Annotated in this window: 19 protein-coding genes and 1 other RNA gene; 8 read left to right on the forward strand and 12 right to left on the reverse strand. The window is 67.6% G+C overall.

Features of this window, described 5'->3' with window-relative positions; all coding sequences use genetic code 11:
* Positions 1–150: 150 nt before the first annotated feature.
* Positions 151–1,134, reverse strand: coding sequence for a tRNA (adenosine(37)-N6)-dimethylallyltransferase MiaA (gene miaA, locus GV161_RS30165; RefSeq protein ID WP_152012953.1), 984 nt, complete (start codon positions 1,132–1,134; stop codon positions 151–153).
* Between miaA and serB the strand changes: the two genes are divergently transcribed.
* The gene (gene serB / locus GV161_RS30170) at positions 1,102–1,992 is read left to right on the forward strand and encodes a phosphoserine phosphatase SerB (protein WP_152012954.1); all 891 of its coding nucleotides are present in this window, start codon (positions 1,102–1,104) and stop codon (positions 1,990–1,992) included. The genes miaA and serB overlap by 33 nt on opposite strands.
* Positions 1,993–1,995: 3 nt before the next feature.
* On the opposite strand, the gene GV161_RS30175 is transcribed toward serB, so the two are convergent.
* The 9 genes from GV161_RS30175 to GV161_RS30215 all read right to left on the reverse strand — a co-directional run bounded on the left by GV161_RS30175 (position 1,996) and on the right by GV161_RS30215 (position 9,333).
* A complete protein-coding gene (locus GV161_RS30175) occupies positions 1,996–2,337 on the reverse strand; it encodes a DHCW motif cupin fold protein (protein WP_152012955.1) in 342 nt (113 codons plus the stop codon).
* A gap of 141 nt (positions 2,338–2,478) precedes the next feature.
* On the reverse strand, positions 2,479–4,017 hold the full coding sequence (locus GV161_RS30180) for a DegQ family serine endoprotease (RefSeq protein WP_244623930.1): 1,539 nt from the start codon (positions 4,015–4,017) through the stop codon (positions 2,479–2,481).
* 262 nt (positions 4,018–4,279) lie between these two features.
* Positions 4,280–4,465: a DUF2065 domain-containing protein gene (locus GV161_RS30185; RefSeq protein ID WP_091840576.1), complete on the reverse strand. Its 186-nt coding sequence runs from the start codon at positions 4,463–4,465 to the stop codon at positions 4,280–4,282.
* Positions 4,466–4,603: 138 nt separating this feature from the next.
* Entirely contained in the window at positions 4,604–5,530 is a 927-nt protein-coding gene (locus GV161_RS30190) for a protease modulator HflC (RefSeq protein WP_152012956.1), read from the reverse strand.
* The gene (gene hflK / locus GV161_RS30195) at positions 5,527–6,720 is read right to left on the reverse strand and encodes an FtsH protease activity modulator HflK (protein ID WP_152012957.1); all 1,194 of its coding nucleotides are present in this window, start codon (positions 6,718–6,720) and stop codon (positions 5,527–5,529) included. The genes GV161_RS30190 and hflK overlap by 4 nt, the downstream gene beginning before the upstream one ends.
* A 169-nt stretch (positions 6,721–6,889) precedes the next feature.
* Entirely contained in the window at positions 6,890–7,405 is a 516-nt protein-coding gene (locus GV161_RS30200; protein ID WP_152012958.1) for a dihydrofolate reductase, read from the reverse strand.
* A 4-nt stretch (positions 7,406–7,409) separates the two neighbouring features.
* A complete protein-coding gene (locus GV161_RS30205; protein WP_152012959.1) occupies positions 7,410–7,892 on the reverse strand; it encodes a GNAT family N-acetyltransferase in 483 nt (160 codons plus the stop codon).
* Positions 7,889–8,539 carry a CPBP family intramembrane glutamic endopeptidase gene (locus GV161_RS30210; protein WP_152012960.1) on the reverse strand — a complete coding sequence of 217 codons (651 nt, stop codon included), beginning with the start codon at positions 8,537–8,539 and terminating at the stop codon, positions 7,889–7,891. Before GV161_RS30210 ends, GV161_RS30205 begins: the two co-directional genes overlap by 4 nt.
* On the reverse strand, positions 8,539–9,333 hold the full coding sequence (locus GV161_RS30215) for a thymidylate synthase (RefSeq protein ID WP_152012961.1): 795 nt from the start codon (positions 9,331–9,333) through the stop codon (positions 8,539–8,541). The genes GV161_RS30210 and GV161_RS30215 overlap by 1 nt, the downstream gene beginning before the upstream one ends.
* Before the next feature lie 297 nt (positions 9,334–9,630).
* Between GV161_RS30215 and GV161_RS30220 the strand changes: the two genes are divergently transcribed.
* The 6 genes from GV161_RS30220 (at position 9,631) to GV161_RS30245 (ending at position 13,158) form a co-directional block, all read left to right on the forward strand.
* Positions 9,631–9,927, forward strand: a complete 297-nt coding sequence (locus tag GV161_RS30220) for a PepSY domain-containing protein (protein ID WP_091840557.1) — start codon at positions 9,631–9,633, stop codon at positions 9,925–9,927.
* 93 nt (positions 9,928–10,020) lie between these two features.
* Positions 10,021–10,407: a transfer-messenger RNA gene (ssrA, locus tag GV161_RS30225) on the forward strand.
* A gap of 158 nt (positions 10,408–10,565) precedes the next feature.
* On the forward strand, positions 10,566–11,183 hold the full coding sequence (locus GV161_RS30230; RefSeq protein ID WP_152012962.1) for a ClpXP protease specificity-enhancing factor SspB: 618 nt from the start codon (positions 10,566–10,568) through the stop codon (positions 11,181–11,183).
* Positions 11,184–11,317: 134 nt separating this feature from the next.
* On the forward strand, positions 11,318–12,712 hold the full coding sequence (fumC, locus tag GV161_RS30235; protein WP_152012963.1) for a class II fumarate hydratase: 1,395 nt from the start codon (positions 11,318–11,320) through the stop codon (positions 12,710–12,712).
* A 6-nt stretch (positions 12,713–12,718) separates the two neighbouring features.
* Positions 12,719–12,919 (forward strand): DUF4169 family protein, encoded by a 201-nt coding sequence (locus GV161_RS30240; RefSeq protein ID WP_152012964.1) that lies wholly within the window; start codon positions 12,719–12,721, stop codon positions 12,917–12,919.
* Positions 12,916–13,158: a ribbon-helix-helix domain-containing protein gene (locus GV161_RS30245; RefSeq protein WP_152012965.1), complete on the forward strand. Its 243-nt coding sequence runs from the start codon at positions 12,916–12,918 to the stop codon at positions 13,156–13,158. Before GV161_RS30240 ends, GV161_RS30245 begins: the two co-directional genes overlap by 4 nt.
* Here the strand turns inward: GV161_RS30245 and GV161_RS30250 are convergent.
* Entirely contained in the window at positions 13,142–14,050 is a 909-nt protein-coding gene (locus tag GV161_RS30250) for a LysR family transcriptional regulator ArgP (protein WP_152012966.1), read from the reverse strand. The genes GV161_RS30245 and GV161_RS30250 overlap by 17 nt on opposite strands.
* A gap of 93 nt (positions 14,051–14,143) precedes the next feature.
* Between GV161_RS30250 and GV161_RS30255 the strand changes: the two genes are divergently transcribed.
* Positions 14,144–14,752: a LysE/ArgO family amino acid transporter gene (locus GV161_RS30255; RefSeq protein WP_152012967.1), complete on the forward strand. Its 609-nt coding sequence runs from the start codon at positions 14,144–14,146 to the stop codon at positions 14,750–14,752.
* Between the two features lie 94 nt (positions 14,753–14,846).
* Here the strand turns inward: GV161_RS30255 and GV161_RS30260 are convergent, their stop codons facing one another.
* Complete coding sequence (locus GV161_RS30260; protein ID WP_152012968.1) at positions 14,847–18,491, reverse strand: AsmA family protein; 3,645 nt, start codon at positions 18,489–18,491, stop codon at positions 14,847–14,849.
* Positions 18,492–18,520 lie beyond the last annotated feature (29 nt).

An 18,520-nucleotide genomic window follows, 5' to 3' on the forward strand; every position in this document is an offset into this window, starting at 1 on the left:
CTGGGCGTGCGCTGGCGTCGGGGACGCCCGGTTGTTAAACCGGCCCCTACCAGCGCACCTGTACGATAATAAGCTTGCGCATGTCGCAGCCCTGTCGAAACGAAAGTTGCCGGACGCTAAACGAGCAGCGCCGCATGGTCAAGCGAGGATTCAGCCGGCAATCGAAGCGCCATTCGCGCAAGCCGCCAGCGCCACGTCCAAGGCCGCCTCCGGCGCGGCCGCTGTCCAGCCCTCCATCTGGTGACGGAACCAGGTCACCTGCCGCTTGGCATAGGCGCGGGTATCGGCCTTGCCGCGAGCCACCGCCTCCTCCAGCGAAAGCCTGCCGTCGAGATAGGCGATCAGCCCCGGCACGCCATGGGCGCGCATCACCGGCAGCAGCGGATCGAGCCGGCGCTCGCGCAGGGCCGCGACCTCGTCGAGCGCGCCCTGCGCCATCATCACATCGAAGCGGGCGTCGATCCGGGCACGCACCAGTTCCCGCTCCGGCGCCAGGAAGAGCTTGAGCAGGCTCTGCCCGGCCAGCGGCCCCGGCCGGCGCGCGCCCTGGAAGCTCGCCAGCGAGCGCCCGGTCGCCTCGAACACCTCCAGCGCCCGCATCACCCGCAAGCGATCGTTCGGCCGCAGGCGCGCCGCCATCTCCGGATCCTTGCCGGCGAGCTCGGCATGCAATTCGCCGGTCTCGCGCTGTTCGGCCCGGGTCCGGAACGCGGTGCGGACCTCATCCGGCACCGGCGGAATATCCGAGAGCCCCTCGGTCAACGCCTTGAAGTAGAGCCCGGTGCCGCCGACCAGCACCGGCAGAGCGCCCTGTCCCGCCAGCTCCGTGAGCAGCGCCGTGACCTCGGCCGCATAGGCGGCCGCCGAATGATTCATCGCGCCGTCGATATGGCCGTAGAGCCGGTGCGGCACCTCGCCCATCTCCTCCGGCGTCGGCCGTGCCGTGATGACCTGGAGATCGCGATAGACCTGCATCGAGTCGGCATTGACCACGACGCCGCCGAAACGGCGAGCGAGTTCGACCGCCAGCGCCGACTTGCCGCTCGCGGTCGGACCTGCGATGAGCACCGCGCTGTATCTCACTTCGCTTCCGGCTCCGTCATGACGCTCGTCGCCACCTTCGTCTCCGCCCATGGTCAGGCCCTGCTCGACGATGGCCTGCTCGCCCGCCTGCGCGCCGCTGCGCCCGCCCCGGCGACGATCGAGCGCCTCGACGGCGAGATCGCGGTCGACCTCTTCGCGGAAGCCGGCGATGCGCGCAAGCTCGAAGCGGCGCTGCGCGAGGCCCTCGACGGCGCCCCGGTCGACATCATCGTCCAGCCGGCCGCCACCCGCCGCAAGCGCCTGTTTCTCGCCGACATGGATTCCACCATGATCGGGCAGGAGTGCATCGACGAGCTCGCCGCCTATGTCGGCCTGAAGGAGAAGGTCTCCGACATCACCGAGCGGGCCATGCGCGGCGAACTCGAATTCGAGCCGGCGCTGCGCGAGCGCGTTGGCCTGCTGAAGGGCATCGCGCTCGGCGTCGTCGACGAGATCATCGCCAGGAACATCACGCTGACGCCCGGCGGCAGCGCTCTGGTGCGCACCATGCGTGCTCATGGCGGCTATACGGCGCTGGTCTCGGGCGGCTTCACCGTCTTCACCGGCCCAATCAGCGCGACGATCGGCTTCGACGAGCACCGCTCCAACATCCTGCTGAGCGAAGGCGCTCAACTCTCCGGCCTCGTCGCCGAGCCGATCCTCGGCAAGCAGGCCAAGCTCGACGCCCTGATCGAATTGCGGGCCCGCTTCGGCCTGCCGGACGCGGCGACGCTCGCCGTCGGCGATGGCGCCAACGATCTTGCCATGCTGGGCGAGGCCGGGCTCGGCGTCGCCTATCGCGCCAAGCCGGCGGTGGCGGCTGCGGCCGATGCCCGCCTCGACCATGCCGATCTCACTGCTTTGCTCTACGCCCAGGGCTATCGCGGCGACGAGATCGTCCGGAACTGAGCCTCAATCGACGATGAACAGCCGCGCGCCGTTCGGCGAGCGCGAGCGATGCGGCTCGGCCTTGTCCGCAACCTGGTAGCTCATCCCGGCTCGCAGCCACATCACCCGGCCATCCGCCAAGGTGGTCTCCAGCTCGCCCTCCAGGCAGAGCAGGATATGCCCCTTCTCGCACCAGTGGTCCGAGACATAGCCGGGCGAGTAGTCGACCATCCTGACGCGGATCTGATTGTCTGGCGGCCCGAAGCGACGCGTGCGCCAGATCGCCTGGCCCTGCTCTCCCGCAAAATATTCGGGCTCGACGGTCGACCAGTCGGTCGTGCCGAAGGGAATCTCGCTCATGCGCATTGGCGGGCCTCCGTGACGCGTGCCCGGCAACCCTGCCGGAGCCACCCTCGCCCGGCCAATGCAAAATGCTGATCGCTGCCATCGCCCAACAAAAAAGGCGGCCCGCAGGCCGCCTTTCCTTGATCGATCGTCGAGAGACGATCAGCTCATCGTCACCGCGACGAAGCGGACCTCGCCCTGGGCGTTCGAGACCAGCAGCAGGGCCGACTTCTTGCCCTCCTTCTTGAGGGCGTCGAGCCGCTTGGTGACGTCCTCCGGCGAGTTCACCGGCTCCTGGCCAACCTCGACCACCAGCTCGCCGACGAGAATACGCTTGTCGGCGGCGTTGGAGTTGGCATCGACCTTGGTGATGACGACGCCCTTCAGCCCGTCCTTGATCGAGTAGCGCTTGCGCAGATCATCGTTCTGCGCCGAGAACTCCAGGCCGAGCGCCGAGGCGGTCACCGGTTTGGCCGCCTCGCCCGCGGGCTTGTTGGCCGAAGCCTGCTGGACCTTCTCGCCATCCTCGAGCCGGGCGAGCTTGACCGTCTTGTTCAGTTCCTTGCCCTTGCGCATCACCTGGATCGGCACGTCCTTGCCGACCGCAGTGCTGGCGACGATGCGCGGCAGCTCGCGCGAGTCCTTGACGTCCTTGCCGTCGAACTTGACGATCACGTCGCCGACTTCGAGGCCGGCGGGCTTGGCCGGGCCCTTCTCGTCGATGCCGGCGATCAGCGCGCCGCGGGCGGTGCCGAGGCCGAGCGCCTCGGCGGCAGCGTCATCGACGTTCTGGATGCGCACGCCGAGCCAGCCGCGGCGGGTCTCGCCGAACTCGCGCAGCTGATCGACGATGTTGGTCGCCAGCGAGGACGGCACGGCAAAGCCGATGCCGACCGAGCCGCCGGTCGGCGACAGGATCGCGGTGTTGATGCCGATCACCTCGCCGGCCATGTTGAACAGCGGGCCGCCGGAATTGCCCTTGTTGATGGCCGCGTCGGTCTGGATATAGGTGTCGTAAGGCCCCTGGTTGATGTCGCGGTTGCGGGCCGAGACGATGCCCGACGAGACCGAGCCACCGAGGCCGAACGGGTTGCCGATCGCCATCACGGGATCGCCGATCCGCATCTTGTCGGAATCGCCGAACTTGACGAAGGGCAGCGGCTTGTCGTGCTTCACGCGCAGCAGCGCGAGGTCGACCTTAGTGTCCTTGCCGATGACCTCGGCCTTGAGGCGCAGGCCGTCGCTGAACACCACGGTGATCTCGTTGGCATCGCCGATGACGTGGTTGTTGGTCACCACGAGGCCGGACGGGTCGACCACGAAGCCCGAACCCGCCGATTGCGAGCGGCGCTGCTGCGGCGGCTGGTTCTGGTTCTGGCCCTGCTCGCCGCCGCGGCCGCGGCGATTGAAGAATTCCTCGAACAGGTCGCCGAACGGGGTGTCGGGACCGAGCTGCGGCAGCTGCGGCAGGTTGCGGCCGCGCGTCTCGCTGGTCGTCACCGCCGCGATGTTGACCACGGCCGGCATCACCCGCTCGGCGAGATCGGCCAGCGAGATGGTGGTGCCGTGGGCCTGCGGCGAGGCCTGGACGTTGCCAGGCGCCGGCGTCGCCTGGGCGAAGGCGGGCACCGTCGCGAACGCCATGCCGGCAACTGTCGCGATACGCGCCAGGCGGTAGGCGTGGGAATGTGTGAATGCCATCGATGTCCTCATGATCATGATGATGTCGCGCCAAGAGACCGAGGTTGGCGGGGTCGCCTTGACGGCATTGCAGCGCAGCCGGAATCCGAACGCAACTTAAGAACGCCAAAATACGGCGGAAGGGCGACGCAAGATTGCGTCATAATGCCGTGATCGCCGGAAAATGGCTCGGAGCCCCGGCAGAACCCGGGCGGCTCCCGTTTGAGGCCCTCAGAGCGCGTTCCGCTCGGCTCGCAGCGCAAGCCGAGCGATCCGGTTGCCGTCAGCTACGCGCCAGCCAGACCAAGCCCACGCCGACGATCGCCGAGACGATGCCGATCAGGCGCATGCGGTCCGCCGGAGTCTCGGAGGCGCTGCGCAGCGCCTCCTTGGCGATCTCCGGTATCGACGCGAAAAGCAGTCCCTCGATGGCGAAGACCAGGCCGAGCGCCGCGAGGAAATCTGTCATGCGCAGCGCTCGGTCCTAGATCACGATAATCTTGGATCGAACCGATCCAAGATTATCGAACGTGACCGATTCGAAGGGCTTAGAGCAAGACTTCTGCGAAAAACCGGTTTCCACTTTTTTTCGCGTCCTGCTCTGGGATCAGGGCTTCGGGGCCGCCGGCGTCGCCGGGGCTGCATCGGTTGCCGCTCCGGCGCGCTTGCCGGACGGGTCGTTGAAGAAGCGGAAGAACGGCGAGTCGGGCGTCAGCAGCATGCGCGTATCGCCGGACTTCAGGCTCGCTTCGTAAGCCTGCATCGAACGGTAGAAGGCGAAGAACTCCGGATCCTTGCCGAAGCCCTCGGCGAAGATGCGGTTGCGCTCGCCCTCGCCCTGGCCGCGGATCTCGTCGGATTTCCGCTGCGCCTCGGCGACGATGATGATCGCGTCGCGTTCGGCACGCGCCCGGATTTCCTGCGACTGCTGGCCGCCCAGCGCGCGCGCTTCCGCCGCCTCGCGCTGGCGCTCGGTCTGCATGCGCTGGAACACCGCCTGCGAGTTGGCAGCCGGCAGGTCGACCCGGCGCAGGCGGACGTCGACCACGGTCATGCCGAAGCGGCCTGCCTCGCGGTTCACGTCGTCGCGGATGCGGTTCATCAGCCGCGAGCGGTCGTTGCGCACCATCGAGGTGAACGTCGCCTCGGCCAGGACCGAGCGGACGTTACCGTTGACGATCGAGGCGAGCTGCGAATTGGCGCGCGGGATGTTGTTGACCGCCTGGAAGAAGCGCAGCGGATCGGAGATCCGGTAGCGCGTGAAGGCGTCGACCACGAGCCGCTTCTGGTCGGAAGCGATGATTTCCTGCGACGGCAGGTCGAGATCGAGGATGCGGTTGTCGAGGTAGGTGACCTGCTCGAACGGCGCCGGCAGCTTGAAATAGAGCCCCGGCTGGGTGACGACGCTGCGCACGGCGCCGAAGCGCAGCACGATCGCCGACTGGGTCTGCTGCACGACGAAGGTCGCGGCGTAGAAGACGACCGCGACGATGGCGATGACCGCCAGCACGGCGACGCGGAGAAAACCGTTCATCGCGTCGCTCCCTGCTGGGCCTGGCCCTGGTTCTGGCCAGCCGGCCGGCGCGGCTGATGCTGGCCGATCTCACCGAGGGGCAGATAGGGCACGACGCCGTTGCCGGTGCCGTTCTGGTCGAGGATCACCTTGTCCATGCCGCCGAAGACGCGCTCCATGGTTTCGAGGAAGAGACGCTCGCGCGTGACGGCGGGGGCGTTCTTGTATTGCTCATAGACCGAGTTGAACCGGCTGATCTGGCCGAGCGCCTCGTTGACCGTCTGGTCCTTGAAGGCTTCGGCCGACTGCAGGAGCTGCGCGGCGCGGCCACGCGACTCGGGCACGACCTGGTTGGCATAGGTCTCGGCCTGGTTGCGCAGGCGCTCCTGGTCGGCACGCGCCGCCTGGACGTCGCGGAAGGCGTCGATGACCTGCTGCGGCGGGTCGACCTTCTGCAGCTGGACCAGCCGGATCTGCACGCCGGCCCGGTAGGTGTTCAGCGTGTCCTGCATCAGCTGGCGCACTTCGGTCTCGATCGCGGCGCGGTCGGTGGTCAGCACCGGCTGGATATTGCGCCGGCCGATCACCTCGCGCATCGCGCTCTCGGCCACGGCCTTCACCGTGCCCGGCGGATCCTGGATGTTGAAGACGAAGGCCTCGGGTGTGCCCGGATCGATCTGCCACTGCACGATCACGTCGATGTCGACGATGTTCTCGTCGCCGGTCAGCATCAGGCTTTCCTCGGCGATGTCGGTCTGGCGCGAGGTGCGCGCCGATTCGACGGTGCGGAAGCCGACCTCGGTGGTGATGACGTTGGTCACCTGCGGCTTGACCACGCTGCCGATCGGATAAGGCAGGTTGTAGTTCAGGCCCTGTCCCGTCTTGCCGACATATTTGCCGAAGATCAGGTTGAGGCCGACCTCGTTGGGCCGCACCGTGTAGACGCCGGTGGCGAGCCAGAGCAGCACAAGGCCGAGGCCGACGAGCAGGAGCCCGCGCCCGCCGAGATTGCCGCCCGGCATGAAGTTCTTCAGCCGATCCTGGCCGCGCCTGATGATCTCCTCGAGATCGGGCGGAGTGTTGCCGCCGGAAGGACCGCCGCCGCCCCAGGGACCGCCGCCATTGCCGCCGCCGCCGCGCTGGCCCCAGGGACCACCGCCACCGCCGCCGCCACTGCCGCCGCTTCCACCGCTCTGGTTACTCCAAGGCATGCCTCAGCCGTTCCTCATTCTTTGCTTCGACCGTGCATAGCTGAACGGTTGAACGCTGTCAGCGCCATCAGGCGCAATGCGCGTTGAATTGGGCATCGGCCACGGATTCGTCAACGACGCAAGCGCCTTTGGTCGTAGACCCTTCGTCGCAGTCCTCCCACCTGAGGGCTCAAGAGACCCGATCCAACGTCGCGAAAGCGAAGGAGAACTCGTCCTCCGGGCCTGCCGGATGCTCGCTGCGGGCGCTCTCGCGGAAGGCCGAGCGATCGAAAACCGGGAAGACCGCATCGCCCTCCGGGCTGGCATGGACGAAGGTCAGCTCCAGCCGGTCCGCAAAGGGCAGCGCCTGCGCATAGACCTCGCCGCCGCCGGCGACAATGACGGCGCGCGCGCCCATCGCCTGTCCGAGCCGCTGCGCCGTCTCCAGCCCCTGGTCGAGCGTCGGCACGACGTAGACGCCGTCCGATCCGAATTGCGGATCGCGCGACAGCACCACGGTCTGGCGCCCCGGCAAGGGCTTGCCAATCGACAGGAAGGTCTTGCGGCCCATGATGATCGGGCAGCCCATGGTCAGTTCGCGGAAGCGGCGCAGATCGGTCCGCAGCCGCCAGATCAGCTGGTTGTCGCGGCCGATCACGCCATTGTCGGCGATCGCGGCAATCAGGACGACGGGAAGCTTGCCCACGCGCTCAGCCCCCGGTCGCGAGCTTGCGCAGCGCCTCGCCGTCGACCCGCTTCACCGTCCACTCGCTCTGCGCCACCGCGCCGATCGAGCGGTAGAACACCCGCGAGGGCTCGTTCCAGTTCAGCACCCACCAGGCGAAGCGCGACAGCCCCTCGTCGACGCAGCGCCTGGCGAGGCGCACCATCAGCGCCTTGCCGATGCCGCGGCCGCGCTGCTCGGGCCGGACATAGAGGTCCTCGAGCCAGATGCCGTGCCGGCCAGTGAAGGTCGAATAGGTGTAGAACCAGATCGCAAAGCCGGCGGGAGCGCCGTCCCATTCGGCGATGTCGCAGAATACCTTGGGCTCGGGCCCGAACAGGGCGGCGGCCATGTCGGCCTCGTTGGCCTCGACCTCGTGCAGCAGCTTCTCGTACTCGGCGAGCTCGCGCACGAAGGAAAGCACCAGGCCGGCTTCGTCGGGCCGGGCGGGACGGATGGAGAGAGTCATAGAAGGGTCCCCGCGGCGACGATCGCCAGGTTCATGCAGGCGTGAAGCACAATCGGCAAGCCAATGCCGCCAGAGTACTCGCGGGCGAAACCGAGAAATGCCCCAGCTGGCAGAACCGACACGACATGCAAGAGACCATTTTCGGCATGCAACAGGCCGAAAGCCAACGTCACGACCGCCAGAACTGGCCACGTAGAGAAGCGCTGGCGCAAGCGCGTGAACAGCAGTCCCCGGAACAACACTTCCTCGACGACCGGAGCCAGAAGGACCGCATTCAGAAATCCGAGCCAGCTGCGCTCCGAGCTGGACATCGCCTTGAGGTCCTCTATCGACCCCAGAAATCCTGAAACAGCCGCGATCGCCTCGGCAGCCAGGACGAGCAGGAGAACATCTGCGAACCAGATGACGGTGCGCCGATCTGTGGGCCATGACAGAGCCAATGACCCGCCCAATCCTCGCCCGTCCACGACCCAGGCCGCGAGCACGGTTCCAATGCCCATGCTCAGGAAGAACGTTGTCTCACGAGCGTCGAAGCCAAAGGGCTTCCCGAGCGTGTTGGCCAGAATCGAAATCCCCGCCATCCCGGCATAGCCGAGCCCGACCGCAAACAGGACCTGCCCGAGAGCCGGAACGACGACGCGATGCATCACACCGCGATCGGCGCCTTGATCGCCGGATGCGGGTCGTAGCCCTCGATCACCACGTCCTCGAAGCGGAAATCCTCGAGCTTGCGCACCGCCTGGTTGAGCCTGAGCGTCGGCAGCGCCCGCGGGGTGCGCGACAGTTGCTCGCGCGTCTGGTCGAGATGGTTGAGGTAGAGATGCGTATCGCCGAAGGAGTGGACAAAGTCGCCGACGGCAAGGCCTGTGACCTGCGCGACCATATGGGTCAGCAGCGCATAGCTCGCGATGTTGAAGGGCACGCCGAGGAAGACGTCTGCCGAGCGCTGGTAAAGCTGGCAGGACAGCCTTCCGTCGACGACGAAGAACTGGAACAGGCAGTGGCACGGCGCCAGAGCCATCTTCGGGATGTCGGCCGGGTTCCAGGCCGAGACGATCAGCCGGCGCGAATCGGGATTGCGCCTGATCTCGTCGACCAGCCAGGCGATCTGGTCGATCGTGCCGCCGTCCGGCGCCGGCCAGGAACGCCATTGCCTGCCGTAGACCGGGCCGAGATCGCCGTTCGCATCGGCCCATTCGTCCCAGATGGTGACGCCGTTCTCCTTGAGATAGCGGACATTGGTATCGCCGCGCAGAAACCAGATCAGCTCGTGGATGATCGACTTCCGGTGCAGCTTCTTGGTCGTGACCAGCGGAAAGCCTTCCGACAGGTCGAAACGCATCTGGTGGCCGAAGAGGGCAAGCGTGCCGGTGCCGGTCCGGTCGTCCTTGCGGACGCCTTCGTCGAGGACGCGCTGCAGAAGGGCGTGATACTGGTGCATTGAATCCGAATTCGAATCTGAAAAGCGCAAGATACTAGCGCCATCCGCGCCGGCGCGCTCCCCGCCCGCCGCAGCTCTCAACCGCTTTTCACGCAGCCCTCGCGGCCAAGTCTCACGGCATCGAAATAAATCGTGATCGCTCCAGATATTGCAATGGCGAAGGGGCGCCCCAATGTGAATGCCCGGTGAACAGAAGGGGCGCTTCGGGCCTGCGCTTGGAGCATCGGATGAAAGCGGCTTCCGGTTTCCGGAACGATCCGATGCTGCATCAAAAGCCCGGCTGATGAGGATCGTATCATGAGCAGACTATCCATGCTGGCCGCACTGCTTTTGGCAGTGGGCCTGGCAGGGCATGCTTCGGCATCGGCATCGGCTGAAGCCAAGCCTCAAAATCCGGCAACCGCCACCGCGCCGAAGATCACGGAATCGCAGGCGCGCTCGATCGCCTTCCGCCATGGCCTCGTCCATATCGAGGAGATCGCCCTCTCCGATTGGCGCTGGGAGATCGCCGGGCGCGCCCAGGGCGGTGTCGAGGTGACGCTCGATCTCAATGCCTATGATGGCTCGGTGGTCGGCGGCGCCGCAGCGCCCTGAGCCCAGCTTGGCTCCTGAAACAACACGAAAGCCGCGGGCGTTTCCCGCGGCTTTTGCTGTGTTGCGCAGAAATTAGCCGGGAGAGCCTCCTGCTCTCTTTCCCCGCGCGCGCTCAGTGCCTATATTCGCCTTGCCGTCCGCAAGGTCGGCTATGGCGATAAACGGACTTCGGAATAAGCCTTTCGGACCCGGGGGCGGTACCCGGCGCCTCCACCACAGCCCTGCGGCGCGAGCAGCAGGGGACTTGCAGCCACAAGGTTGCAGGGCTGCGGCGGGGGCGAAATAGGATCGACGAGGGTGTAAAGGTTGTTCTTTTGCTCGGCATGGTACCGCCGTTATCGGGCCTAAAGCATAGTTGCCAACGACAACAATGCTCGGGTTGCTGTCGCCGCGTAAGCGGTGCTGGTTCCCAAACCAAAGCCCTTGCGTTTAGCCGCGTAAGGCGGGGCTCGGAGGCGCCTGGCAACAGAAGCCTCCACTTTTTTTGCGGCTGGAGCAGCCGTGCGGAGCAGCAGGGAGGCCTCTCTCCTTGCATCAGAATCGCTCTAAACTAATGTAATTGGTCACGTTTTTCGTTTCGGGGAGCTTCCCACCGGTCGCGACGTGATCTAGAGGAGCGGAAACGGAACCCGGACCCGATGACCAAGGATATTCTCCGCTACGACCTGATGGTGCAGGACGCGCTCAAGGGCGTCGTCCGCAAGATCCTGGCCGAGGCGGGCCGTGACGGGCTCCCGGGCGACCATCATTTCTACATCACCTTCCGGACCACCGCGCCGGGCGTGCGGCTGTCGCAGCGCCTGCGCGAGAAGCATCCGGACGAGATGACGATCGTGCTCCAGCACCAGTTCTGGGATCTCAACGTCAGCGACCACGCCTTCGAGGTCGGCCTCTCCTTCTCCGGCGTGCCGGAGCGGCTGCTGATCCCCTATGACGCGATCACCACCTTCTTCGATCCGTCCGTCCAGTTCGGCCTGAAGTTCGAGACGCAGGACGCCGCCGGTGAAGCGCAGGCGAGCGAGCCGGCAGCTCCGGCGAAGGCCCCCCGCGGCGCAGCCTCCGAGCCCAGCGTCGCCACACCGCTCGCTCTGCCCGCCAAGGCCCCGGTGAAGTCGCTGCCGGCTGCCAAATTGAAAGCAGCCGAAACAGACGAGGCCGGCAAGCCCGGCGCAGCCGTCGATCAGAAAGCGGCCGAGGCCGAGGAGGATGGCGGCGCCCAGGTCGTCAGCCTCGACGCCTTCCGCAAGAAGACCTGAGACCAGCCTAGAGCGGGATACGAAAAAGTGGGCACCGGTTTTTCGCGTGAATCCCGCTCTGAACTTTTGGAATCGATCGCGATGATTTCGGATCGGTTCGGTCCGAAATCATCGTGATCTAGAGGCCCCCTGCCATGACCGGATTCCGCAGCGAGACCGATTCCTTCGGTCCGATCGACGTTGCCAACGACCGTTACTGGGCGGCGCAGACGCAACGCTCGCTGCAGAATTTCAAGATCGGCGGGCCGGCCGAGCGCATGCCACTGCCGCTGGTCCATGCGCTGGTCATGGTCAAGAAGGCTGCCGCGACCGTCAATACGAAGCTCGGGTTGCTCGACGGAGTAGTCGCGACAGCGATCATTGGAGCCGCCGACGAGGCGCTCGCCGGCAAGTTCGACGAGCACTTCCCGCTCGTCGTCTGGCAGACCGGCTCCGGCACCCAGTCGAACATGAACGTCAACGAGGTGCTGGCCAACCGCGCCAACGAGATCCTGGGCGCCGGCCTCGGCAAGAAGAGCCCGGTCCACGCCAACGATCACGTCAACAAGGGCCAGTCCTCCAACGACAGCTTCCCGACCGCGATCCATATCGCCGCCGCCCTCGCCGTCTCCAAGGACCTGCTGCCGGCGCTCGGCCGGCTGAAGGACGCCTTCGACGCCAAGGCGAAGGCCTTCGCCGACCTCGTCAAGATCGGCCGCACCCATCTCCAGGACGCGACCCCGGTCACGCTCGGCCAGGAATTCTCCGGCTATGTCGCGCAGATCGAGCTCGGCATCGCCCGGATCGAGCAGACCCTGCCCGGCCTCTTGGCGCTCGCCCAGGGCGGCACCGCCGTCGGCACCGGGCTCAACGCCCATCCCGATTTCGCCAAGGCCTTCTCCGCCGAGGTCGCCAGGCTGACCAGCCTGCCCTTCCGCACCGCCGACAACCTGTTCGAGGCGCTCGCCAGCCATGGCGCCATCTCCTACAGCCATGGCGCGCTGACCGCGCTCGCCATGGACCTGTTCAAGATCGCCAACGACATCCGCCTGATGGGCTCGGGCCCGCGCTCGGGCCTCGGCGAGATCAGCCTGCCCGAGAACGAGCCGGGTTCCTCGATCATGCCCGGCAAGGTCAACCCGACCCAGGCCGAGGCGCTGACCATGGTCGCGACCCGGGTGCACGGCAACCAGGCGACCGTCACCTTCGCCGCCAGCCAGGGCCATTTCGAGCTCAACGTCTTCAAGCCGGTCATCGCGCAGGCTTTCCTGCAATCGGCTCGCCTTCTGGCAGATGCGGCCGACAGCTTCCGCACCAACTGCGTCGAGGGCATCGAGCCCAATCGCGAGCGCCTCGCTGAGCTGCTCTCGCGCTCGCTGATGCTGGTGACGGCGCTCGCCCCGGCGATCGGCTACGACAAGGCCGCCGCCATCGCCAAGGCGGCCCACCACAACGGCACGACGCTCCGCGAGGAAGCGCTGAAGGCCGGCGTCGATGCCGAGCTCTTCGACAAGACCGTCGTCGCCGAAGACATGCTCAGCCCGGGCTGAGGCGTGATGGGCGACGTCGTCAACCTCCGCCGCGCTCGCAAGGCCCGTGACCGGGCGAGCGCCGAGGCAAAGGCCGAGCAGAACCGGATCGAATTCGGCCGGACCAAGGCCGAGCGCAAATTGACCGAGGCGGAGAAGACGCTTGCAGAGCGCCGCCTCGAAGGCCATCGCCTCTCCGACGATCCCGACGGCAAGGACAAGGCGTGAGCGGCTTGCGTAAGCGCTCCCTCGCCATCGCCGGCCACCGTACCAGCGTCTCGCTCGAAGAGCCGTTCTGGGAAGCGCTGAAGGAGATCGCGGCCGCCGAGAAGCGCCCCATCGCCAGCCTGGTGGTGGAGGTCGATTCCGGCCGCGGCGAGCTCAACCTCTCCTCGGCTCTGCGCCTGCGGGTGCTCGCCCATTATCGCGGGCGCTCCGAGACAGCGAAGCTCACTCCCGCGGATTGACCAGCAGACGGCGTGCCGTCTCGACCACGGCGCGCGTCAGATCCGCGAGCCGATCCGCCGCCACCCGGTTGACCTGCCAGAACAGCGGCGTGTCCAGCACCGTACCGGGCATGAGCTCGCGCAGCCCGCCGGCATCGAGATGCTCGCGCACCAAAAGCTCCGGATTGGCACACCACCCGATGCCGAGCAGGCACGCCTCGACGAAGCCATGTGTAGACGGTACCCAATGCACCGGATGACCGGGACTTTCGCCGAAGGCGACCTCCATCCACTGGCTTTGCAGGCGATCCTTCTGGTTGAAGACCAGCGACGGCGCCTGCGCCAGCGCGGGTAAGGTCACGCCGTCAGCGAAATGGCGTGCCATGAACCCCGGGCTTGCCGTCGCGAGATAACGCAGCGAGCCGAGCGGGATGACGCGGCAGCCCTGGATCGGTTTCTCCAGCGCCGTGACGGCGGCGAGCACCCGCCCCTGCCGCAGCCATTCGGCGGTGTGCTCCTGATCGTCGACGGCAATGTCTAGCAAATGCGGGCTCCGGTTCGTGAACGCGGCGACCGCACCCAGAAACCAGGTTCCGAGGCTGTCGGCGTTCGCCGCGATCCGCAAGGTGACGCGCTGCTGTGGCTGGTCCGGTTCGGCCAGCGCCGGCAGCCGCGTCATCAGCTCGCCCTCGAGCAGCCCAACCTGCTCCATGTGTCGGCAAAGCCATTCGCCGCGCTCGGTCGCCGTGCAGGGCTGCCCCCGGATGATCAGCACCGTGCCAAGCCGCTCCTCAAGCTGCTTCACGCGCTGCGAGACGGCCGAAGGCGTGACGTTCAGCGCCTGCGCCGCCTTGTCGAAGCTGCCGGTCCTGACAACGAGGGAGACGGCCTGCAAGGCGGGATAGTCGAGCATCGCATTAGCTCAGCTTAATCAACATAATGATGTTTAACTACACTAAGGCGAACCAGGCAGCTAGGCGGAACGGCAGAAACGGGACCGCCGCTCATGCCTTTCTCCGTCTACGTTACCGGCTTCACCATGGGCCTCAGCCTGATCGTCGCGATCGGTGCCCAGAACAGTTTTGTGCTGCGGCAGGGCCTGCGCAACGAACATGTCTTCGCGGTCTGTCTCACCTGCGCGCTGTCGGACGCCGTGCTGATCCTTGCGGGCGTCGTCGGCCTGAAGCAGGCAACGGCGATGCTGCCGATGCTGGAGCCGGCCCTGCGCTATGGCGGCGCCACCTTCCTGTTCTGGTATGGCGCACGCAGCCTGCTCTCGGCCCTGCGTTCATCAGAGGCGCTTGCGGTCGGCACTGCCGGCGGCGCGACCCTGTCCGCCAGCCTCGTCACCTGCGCCGCGCTGACCTGGCTCAACCCGCATGTCTATCTCGACACGGTGCTGCTGATCGGCAGCATCGCCAGCCAGTTCCCGGGGCAAGAACTGGTCTTTGCCGCCGGCGCGATGACCGCCTCGTTCCTGTTCTTCTTCGGGCTCGGCTATGGCGCCCGCTGGCTGCGCCCGCTTTTCGCCGATCCCAAATCCTGGCGCATCCTCGACGGCATCGTCGCCGCGACCATGTGGGCGATCGCCTTCAAGCTGCTGCAGGGCGGCTGACCAGAAAGACAAAAAATAACGCCAGATCAGCGGTTTGCGAGCAAGTACTGAATCAGCCCCGCACGCGCTTGAATCAGTTTGCCAGCGCCTTGAATCAGTTCTGCAACGGCGACCGCGACAGTGGCCGCGGCACCGACTGGATGTCGAGCGGTGGCGGCAGCGGCGGCGCTTCGCCACGCGACCTGCCATAGCCCGGCGGATCACCCGGAATGTAGGAAGGCGGCGCGCCCTGCAGGATCATCGGTCCCGGCCGTCCTTCGATCGCAGCGCGGATCGCGGCTTGTCGCGCCCGCTCGTCGGCCTCGGCCCTGCGCCGCTCGTCCTCGGCCTTGCGCAGATCCTCCTGGCGTTTCGCAATCTCCGCCTTGCGCGCTTCCTCGGCGATGCGCGCCTCCTCCGCCTTGCGCGCTGCTTCCGCCCTGCGGGCCTCTTCGGCCAGCCTGGTTTCCTCGGCCTTGCGCGCCTCCTCCGCCCGCTTCTCCTCGGCGATGCGGCGCTCCTCCTCGGCCTTCAGGAATTCGGCAAGCTTGCGCTCGTTCTCGCGCAGTTCGCGCTCGGCCCGCAGGCGGCGGATATGCATCGCCCGCTCGCGCTGATCCGCCTCGAAGGCCTCGACCCGTTCGATCTCGCGCGCCAGCGCCCGCGCCGCCACGACATTGGAGAGCGCCCCGACATCGGTCTCGCGCCGCGGCGCATCGAGCGGCCCGCGCCAGGCGACGCCGACCTGCGGCAATTGCTCCGGCCAGCCCTTCGGCGCCGCACCGAGCGGGCGCAGGTTGAGGCGCAGGTCCGTCGTCATCGCCCGCCAGTCGACCAGCCCGGTCGCATCGGCCCGCAGTCCCGCACGCTCGACCGAGACGGGCGAGACGCGCAGCACGCCCGCCGCCTGGGTGAAAGGTATCGTGACGTCGCCGAGCGGCCAGCTCGCCTTCTCCAGCGCTTCGCCGATCCGGTCCTGCAGGCGCCCGGTCTCGCTTTCGGACGCATCCTCACCCGTCGCGGCGATCACCTTCGAGATCGCAGCGGGGTCGAAGCGGGCCATGCCGGCGCCCGCAACGCTGATCGAACCGGCACCGCCGAGCGCCGCAATCAGACGCGCCGGACTCTCGCCCGATCCGCCAGCCTCGAAGCTCCCTGACAGCTTGCCGGTCAGCGCCCCCTTGGTCAGCACGGCGAGGTCGAGCCCGGCAAGGCCGAGCCTGCCGGTGATCTGCGCCAATCCCCCGTCGCGGCGCGCCGTGAGCCGCCCGCTGACCTCACCGCCGGCATGGCTGCCGCGGAGATTGTCGAGGACGAGCCCGTCCGGTCCGGCCGCCAGGTCGAGCCGCGCCTTGGTCAAGGCAATGCGGTCGGTCAGGTCGAGCCGCTCGGCATTGAGGGCGAGCCTGATCTCGCCGAGCCCAGTCGCGTCCTGGAAGCGGCTCGGCGACCACTGGCTGCCCGCGACCGGCTGCGCCTGGCCGAGCACCGCCGTGAGCGCGGGCTGCAATGCGACATAGGGCAGATCGAGCTGCCCGCCGATCCCGCGCTCGGCCGAGAAGCTCAACGCGCCGCGCGCCGCCTTGCCGCCGGCATTGACGACGAGATCGTCGAGCCGTGCCTCATCGCCGAAGCTGACGCGCCCGGACGCATCGAGGACGCCATCCGGAACCAGCCGCGCCAGCCCGTCTGGCAGGACCTGATCCGGCCCGTCGGCCTGCAGGCTGAGACGAGCCGCACCTCCCGCTCCTTCGAGGACGAGCATCAGACCGGGGCCGGCGAGCGAGCCGACCGGTCCATTCTGCCCGAAGCCGAGCGAGAGTTCGCCCGAACCGCCTCGCGCCGGACGCGGCAGGCCGAAGGCGGCGAAGGCGCGGCGCCTATCGTCGAGCGAGAGCTTCACATCGCCGCCGCTCCACTGGCCGGCAGAGTCGATCTTGCCGTTGAGCGAAAGCCGCCCGGCCTGGGCCGAGCCTTCCGCCACGACGCTGGTCTCGCCATTCGGCGCGCGCGCCAGCTTGAAGCCGGCATCGATCCCGGCGAGCCCGTCCTCGATCCGCGGCAGCACGCGCCGAAAGCCCTCCGGCAGCAGGGGCCCGGCCAGCGCCGTCAGCGCCGCAAAGCGCGGCGCACGCACCCGCCCGGCGATCTCGCCGCCACCTGGCAGCAATGCCCCCTCACCCTCGACCTTGACGCCGCCAAAGCCATCGACCGCCAGACGGCTGAGGCGCCAGTCGCTGCCTTGCCGGGTCAGCGCGAGCCGGGCCGAGCCCGGCGGCGTCGCAAGATAGCGCAACCCATTCAGGGTGAGATCGAGCGCAAGGTCGCGCCGCCCGGCGAGCGCGTTGAGGCTGTCGCCCGGCGGCAAGGTCGAGAGGTCGAGCCCATTCACCGTCAGCTTCGCATCGAGCCGGCCGGGCGTGATCGCCCCGGAACCTTCGAGCCGCGGGCCGGAGCCGGCTCGCGCGGTCATGCGGGTGATCGCGAGACGCTCGCCGCTCCAGTCCAGCGACGCCGTCCCGTCGAAGCTGCGCAACGCCGCGAAGCTGTCGGCCAGCCCGGCCTCGACGCCAAGCCGCGCCAGCGCCAGCGCCGCCCGGCGTGCATCGGGCGCTTTCGCCTCGAGCGTGCCGCGAAAGCCCTGGCCATCGAGCGCGCCACGCGCCTCGATGACCGCATTGGCGATCCTGACCGTGGCGCTACCTCCATCCAGCCCGTCGCCATCGAGCTTGCCGCGCAGGGCAAAGCCGCTGAAATCCTCGCCGCGCCAGACGATCTGGTCGAGCTCCAGCAAAAGCTCGACCGGTCCCGGCAGCGCCAGCAAGGCGCGCTGATAGCCCGGCCGCTGGGCCAGCGCCTCCTGCAGCACATCGGCGTCGAGCCGGCGAGCCTTGAGCTGGAGGCTGCCCTTGCTGTCCGCCGGATTGAACGAGCCCTCGCCTTCCAGCCGCGCGGCTCCGCCGGCGATCTCGATGGCTAGGCCCGAGAAGTCGAGGCGCCGGCTGTCGCCGCTCACCCGTCCGGCGAGACTGACCGCGCCGCCGGGCGCGATCGTGAAGCTGCCCTCCAGCCCGGGCCGAGCGCTCTGCTCTGCACCAGCCAGAATCAGCGAACCGTCGAAGCCGAATTGCGCCTGCTCGCCGGTGACCGAGGCTTTGGTCCGCAGCCGCCCATCGGCTTCGATCGCACCGGTGGCGAAGCGCAGGGACGAGCCGGCGATCTCGCCCTCGACACGCCAGGGTCCGTGCAGGGCAACGGCCGAGACGTCGACGGAGATCGGCGCCAGCGTCTGCGCCGCCTTGCCTGGCTCGCGCCAGATCACGGCCGAGCGGCGGATCGCCAGGCGATCGATGGCTGTCTCGCTCGGAAGGCCCGTGCCCTGGCGGGCCGGCAGGGCGATGGCGCCGTTTTCGTCTGCGACGAGATTGAGCGTCAGCCCATCCGCCTCGGCTTCGACCAGCCTGAACTCGCCGCGTGCCAGCGGCGCCAGGGCGAGCTCGGCCGTCAATGTCTCGATGGTCGCCGCGCTTGCCGCGTTGCCGCTTGAGCCGAGACGCACCTCACCCAGAGTCAACCGCGGCGATGGCAGGAGCCGCAGCCCGATCTCGCCGGCGACGCGCGTCTCCACGCCGAGCGCAGCGCTGATGCGCCGCTCGAAATGGGGCCTGTACTCGCGCCAGTCGACGAAGCCCGGCCCCAGCAGCGCGGCCAGCAACGCCGCGACGAGCAGCCCGGCCAGTAAGGTCAGGGCCTCACGCACGCTCTTGCATCAATCCTCGATATGTCGAC

This window comes from Bosea sp. 29B (assembly GCF_902506165.1).
In the GTDB taxonomy this organism is placed as follows: domain Bacteria; phylum Pseudomonadota; class Alphaproteobacteria; order Rhizobiales; family Beijerinckiaceae; genus Allobosea.

Bases quoted from the DNA above. Each gene is read 5' to 3' on its own strand.
- GV161_RS30255 (WP_152012967.1), top strand. From the start codon at position 14,144: ATGCCTTTCTCCGTCTACGTTACCGGCTTCACCATGGGCCTCAGCCTG.
- GV161_RS30210 (WP_152012960.1), bottom strand. From the start codon at position 8,539: ATGCATCGCGTCGTCGTTCCGGCTCTCGGGCAGGTCCTGTTTGCGGTC.
- GV161_RS30250 (WP_152012966.1), bottom strand. From the start codon at position 14,050: ATGCTCGACTATCCCGCCTTGCAGGCCGTCTCCCTCGTTGTCAGGACC.
- GV161_RS30180 (WP_244623930.1), bottom strand. From the start codon at position 4,017: ATGGCATTCACACATTCCCACGCCTACCGCCTGGCGCGTATCGCGACA.
- GV161_RS30215 (WP_152012961.1), bottom strand. From the start codon at position 9,333: ATGCACCAGTATCACGCCCTTCTGCAGCGCGTCCTCGACGAAGGCGTC.
- GV161_RS30175 (WP_152012955.1), bottom strand. From the start codon at position 2,337: ATGCGCATGAGCGAGATTCCCTTCGGCACGACCGACTGGTCGACCGTC.
- GV161_RS30185 (WP_091840576.1), bottom strand. From the start codon at position 4,465: ATGACAGATTTCCTCGCGGCGCTCGGCCTGGTCTTCGCCATCGAGGGA.
- hflK (WP_152012957.1), bottom strand. From the start codon at position 6,720: ATGCCTTGGAGTAACCAGAGCGGTGGAAGCGGCGGCAGTGGCGGCGGC.
- serB (WP_152012954.1), top strand. From the start codon at position 1,102: ATGACGCTCGTCGCCACCTTCGTCTCCGCCCATGGTCAGGCCCTGCTC.
- GV161_RS30230 (WP_152012962.1), top strand. From the start codon at position 10,566: ATGACCAAGGATATTCTCCGCTACGACCTGATGGTGCAGGACGCGCTC.
- GV161_RS30190 (WP_152012956.1), bottom strand. From the start codon at position 5,530: ATGAACGGTTTTCTCCGCGTCGCCGTGCTGGCGGTCATCGCCATCGTC.
- GV161_RS30205 (WP_152012959.1), bottom strand. From the start codon at position 7,892: ATGACTCTCTCCATCCGTCCCGCCCGGCCCGACGAAGCCGGCCTGGTG.
- fumC (WP_152012963.1), top strand. From the start codon at position 11,318: ATGACCGGATTCCGCAGCGAGACCGATTCCTTCGGTCCGATCGACGTT.
- GV161_RS30240 (WP_152012964.1), top strand. From the start codon at position 12,719: ATGGGCGACGTCGTCAACCTCCGCCGCGCTCGCAAGGCCCGTGACCGG.
- GV161_RS30220 (WP_091840557.1), top strand. From the start codon at position 9,631: ATGAGCAGACTATCCATGCTGGCCGCACTGCTTTTGGCAGTGGGCCTG.
- miaA (WP_152012953.1), bottom strand. From the start codon at position 1,134: ATGGGCGGAGACGAAGGTGGCGACGAGCGTCATGACGGAGCCGGAAGC.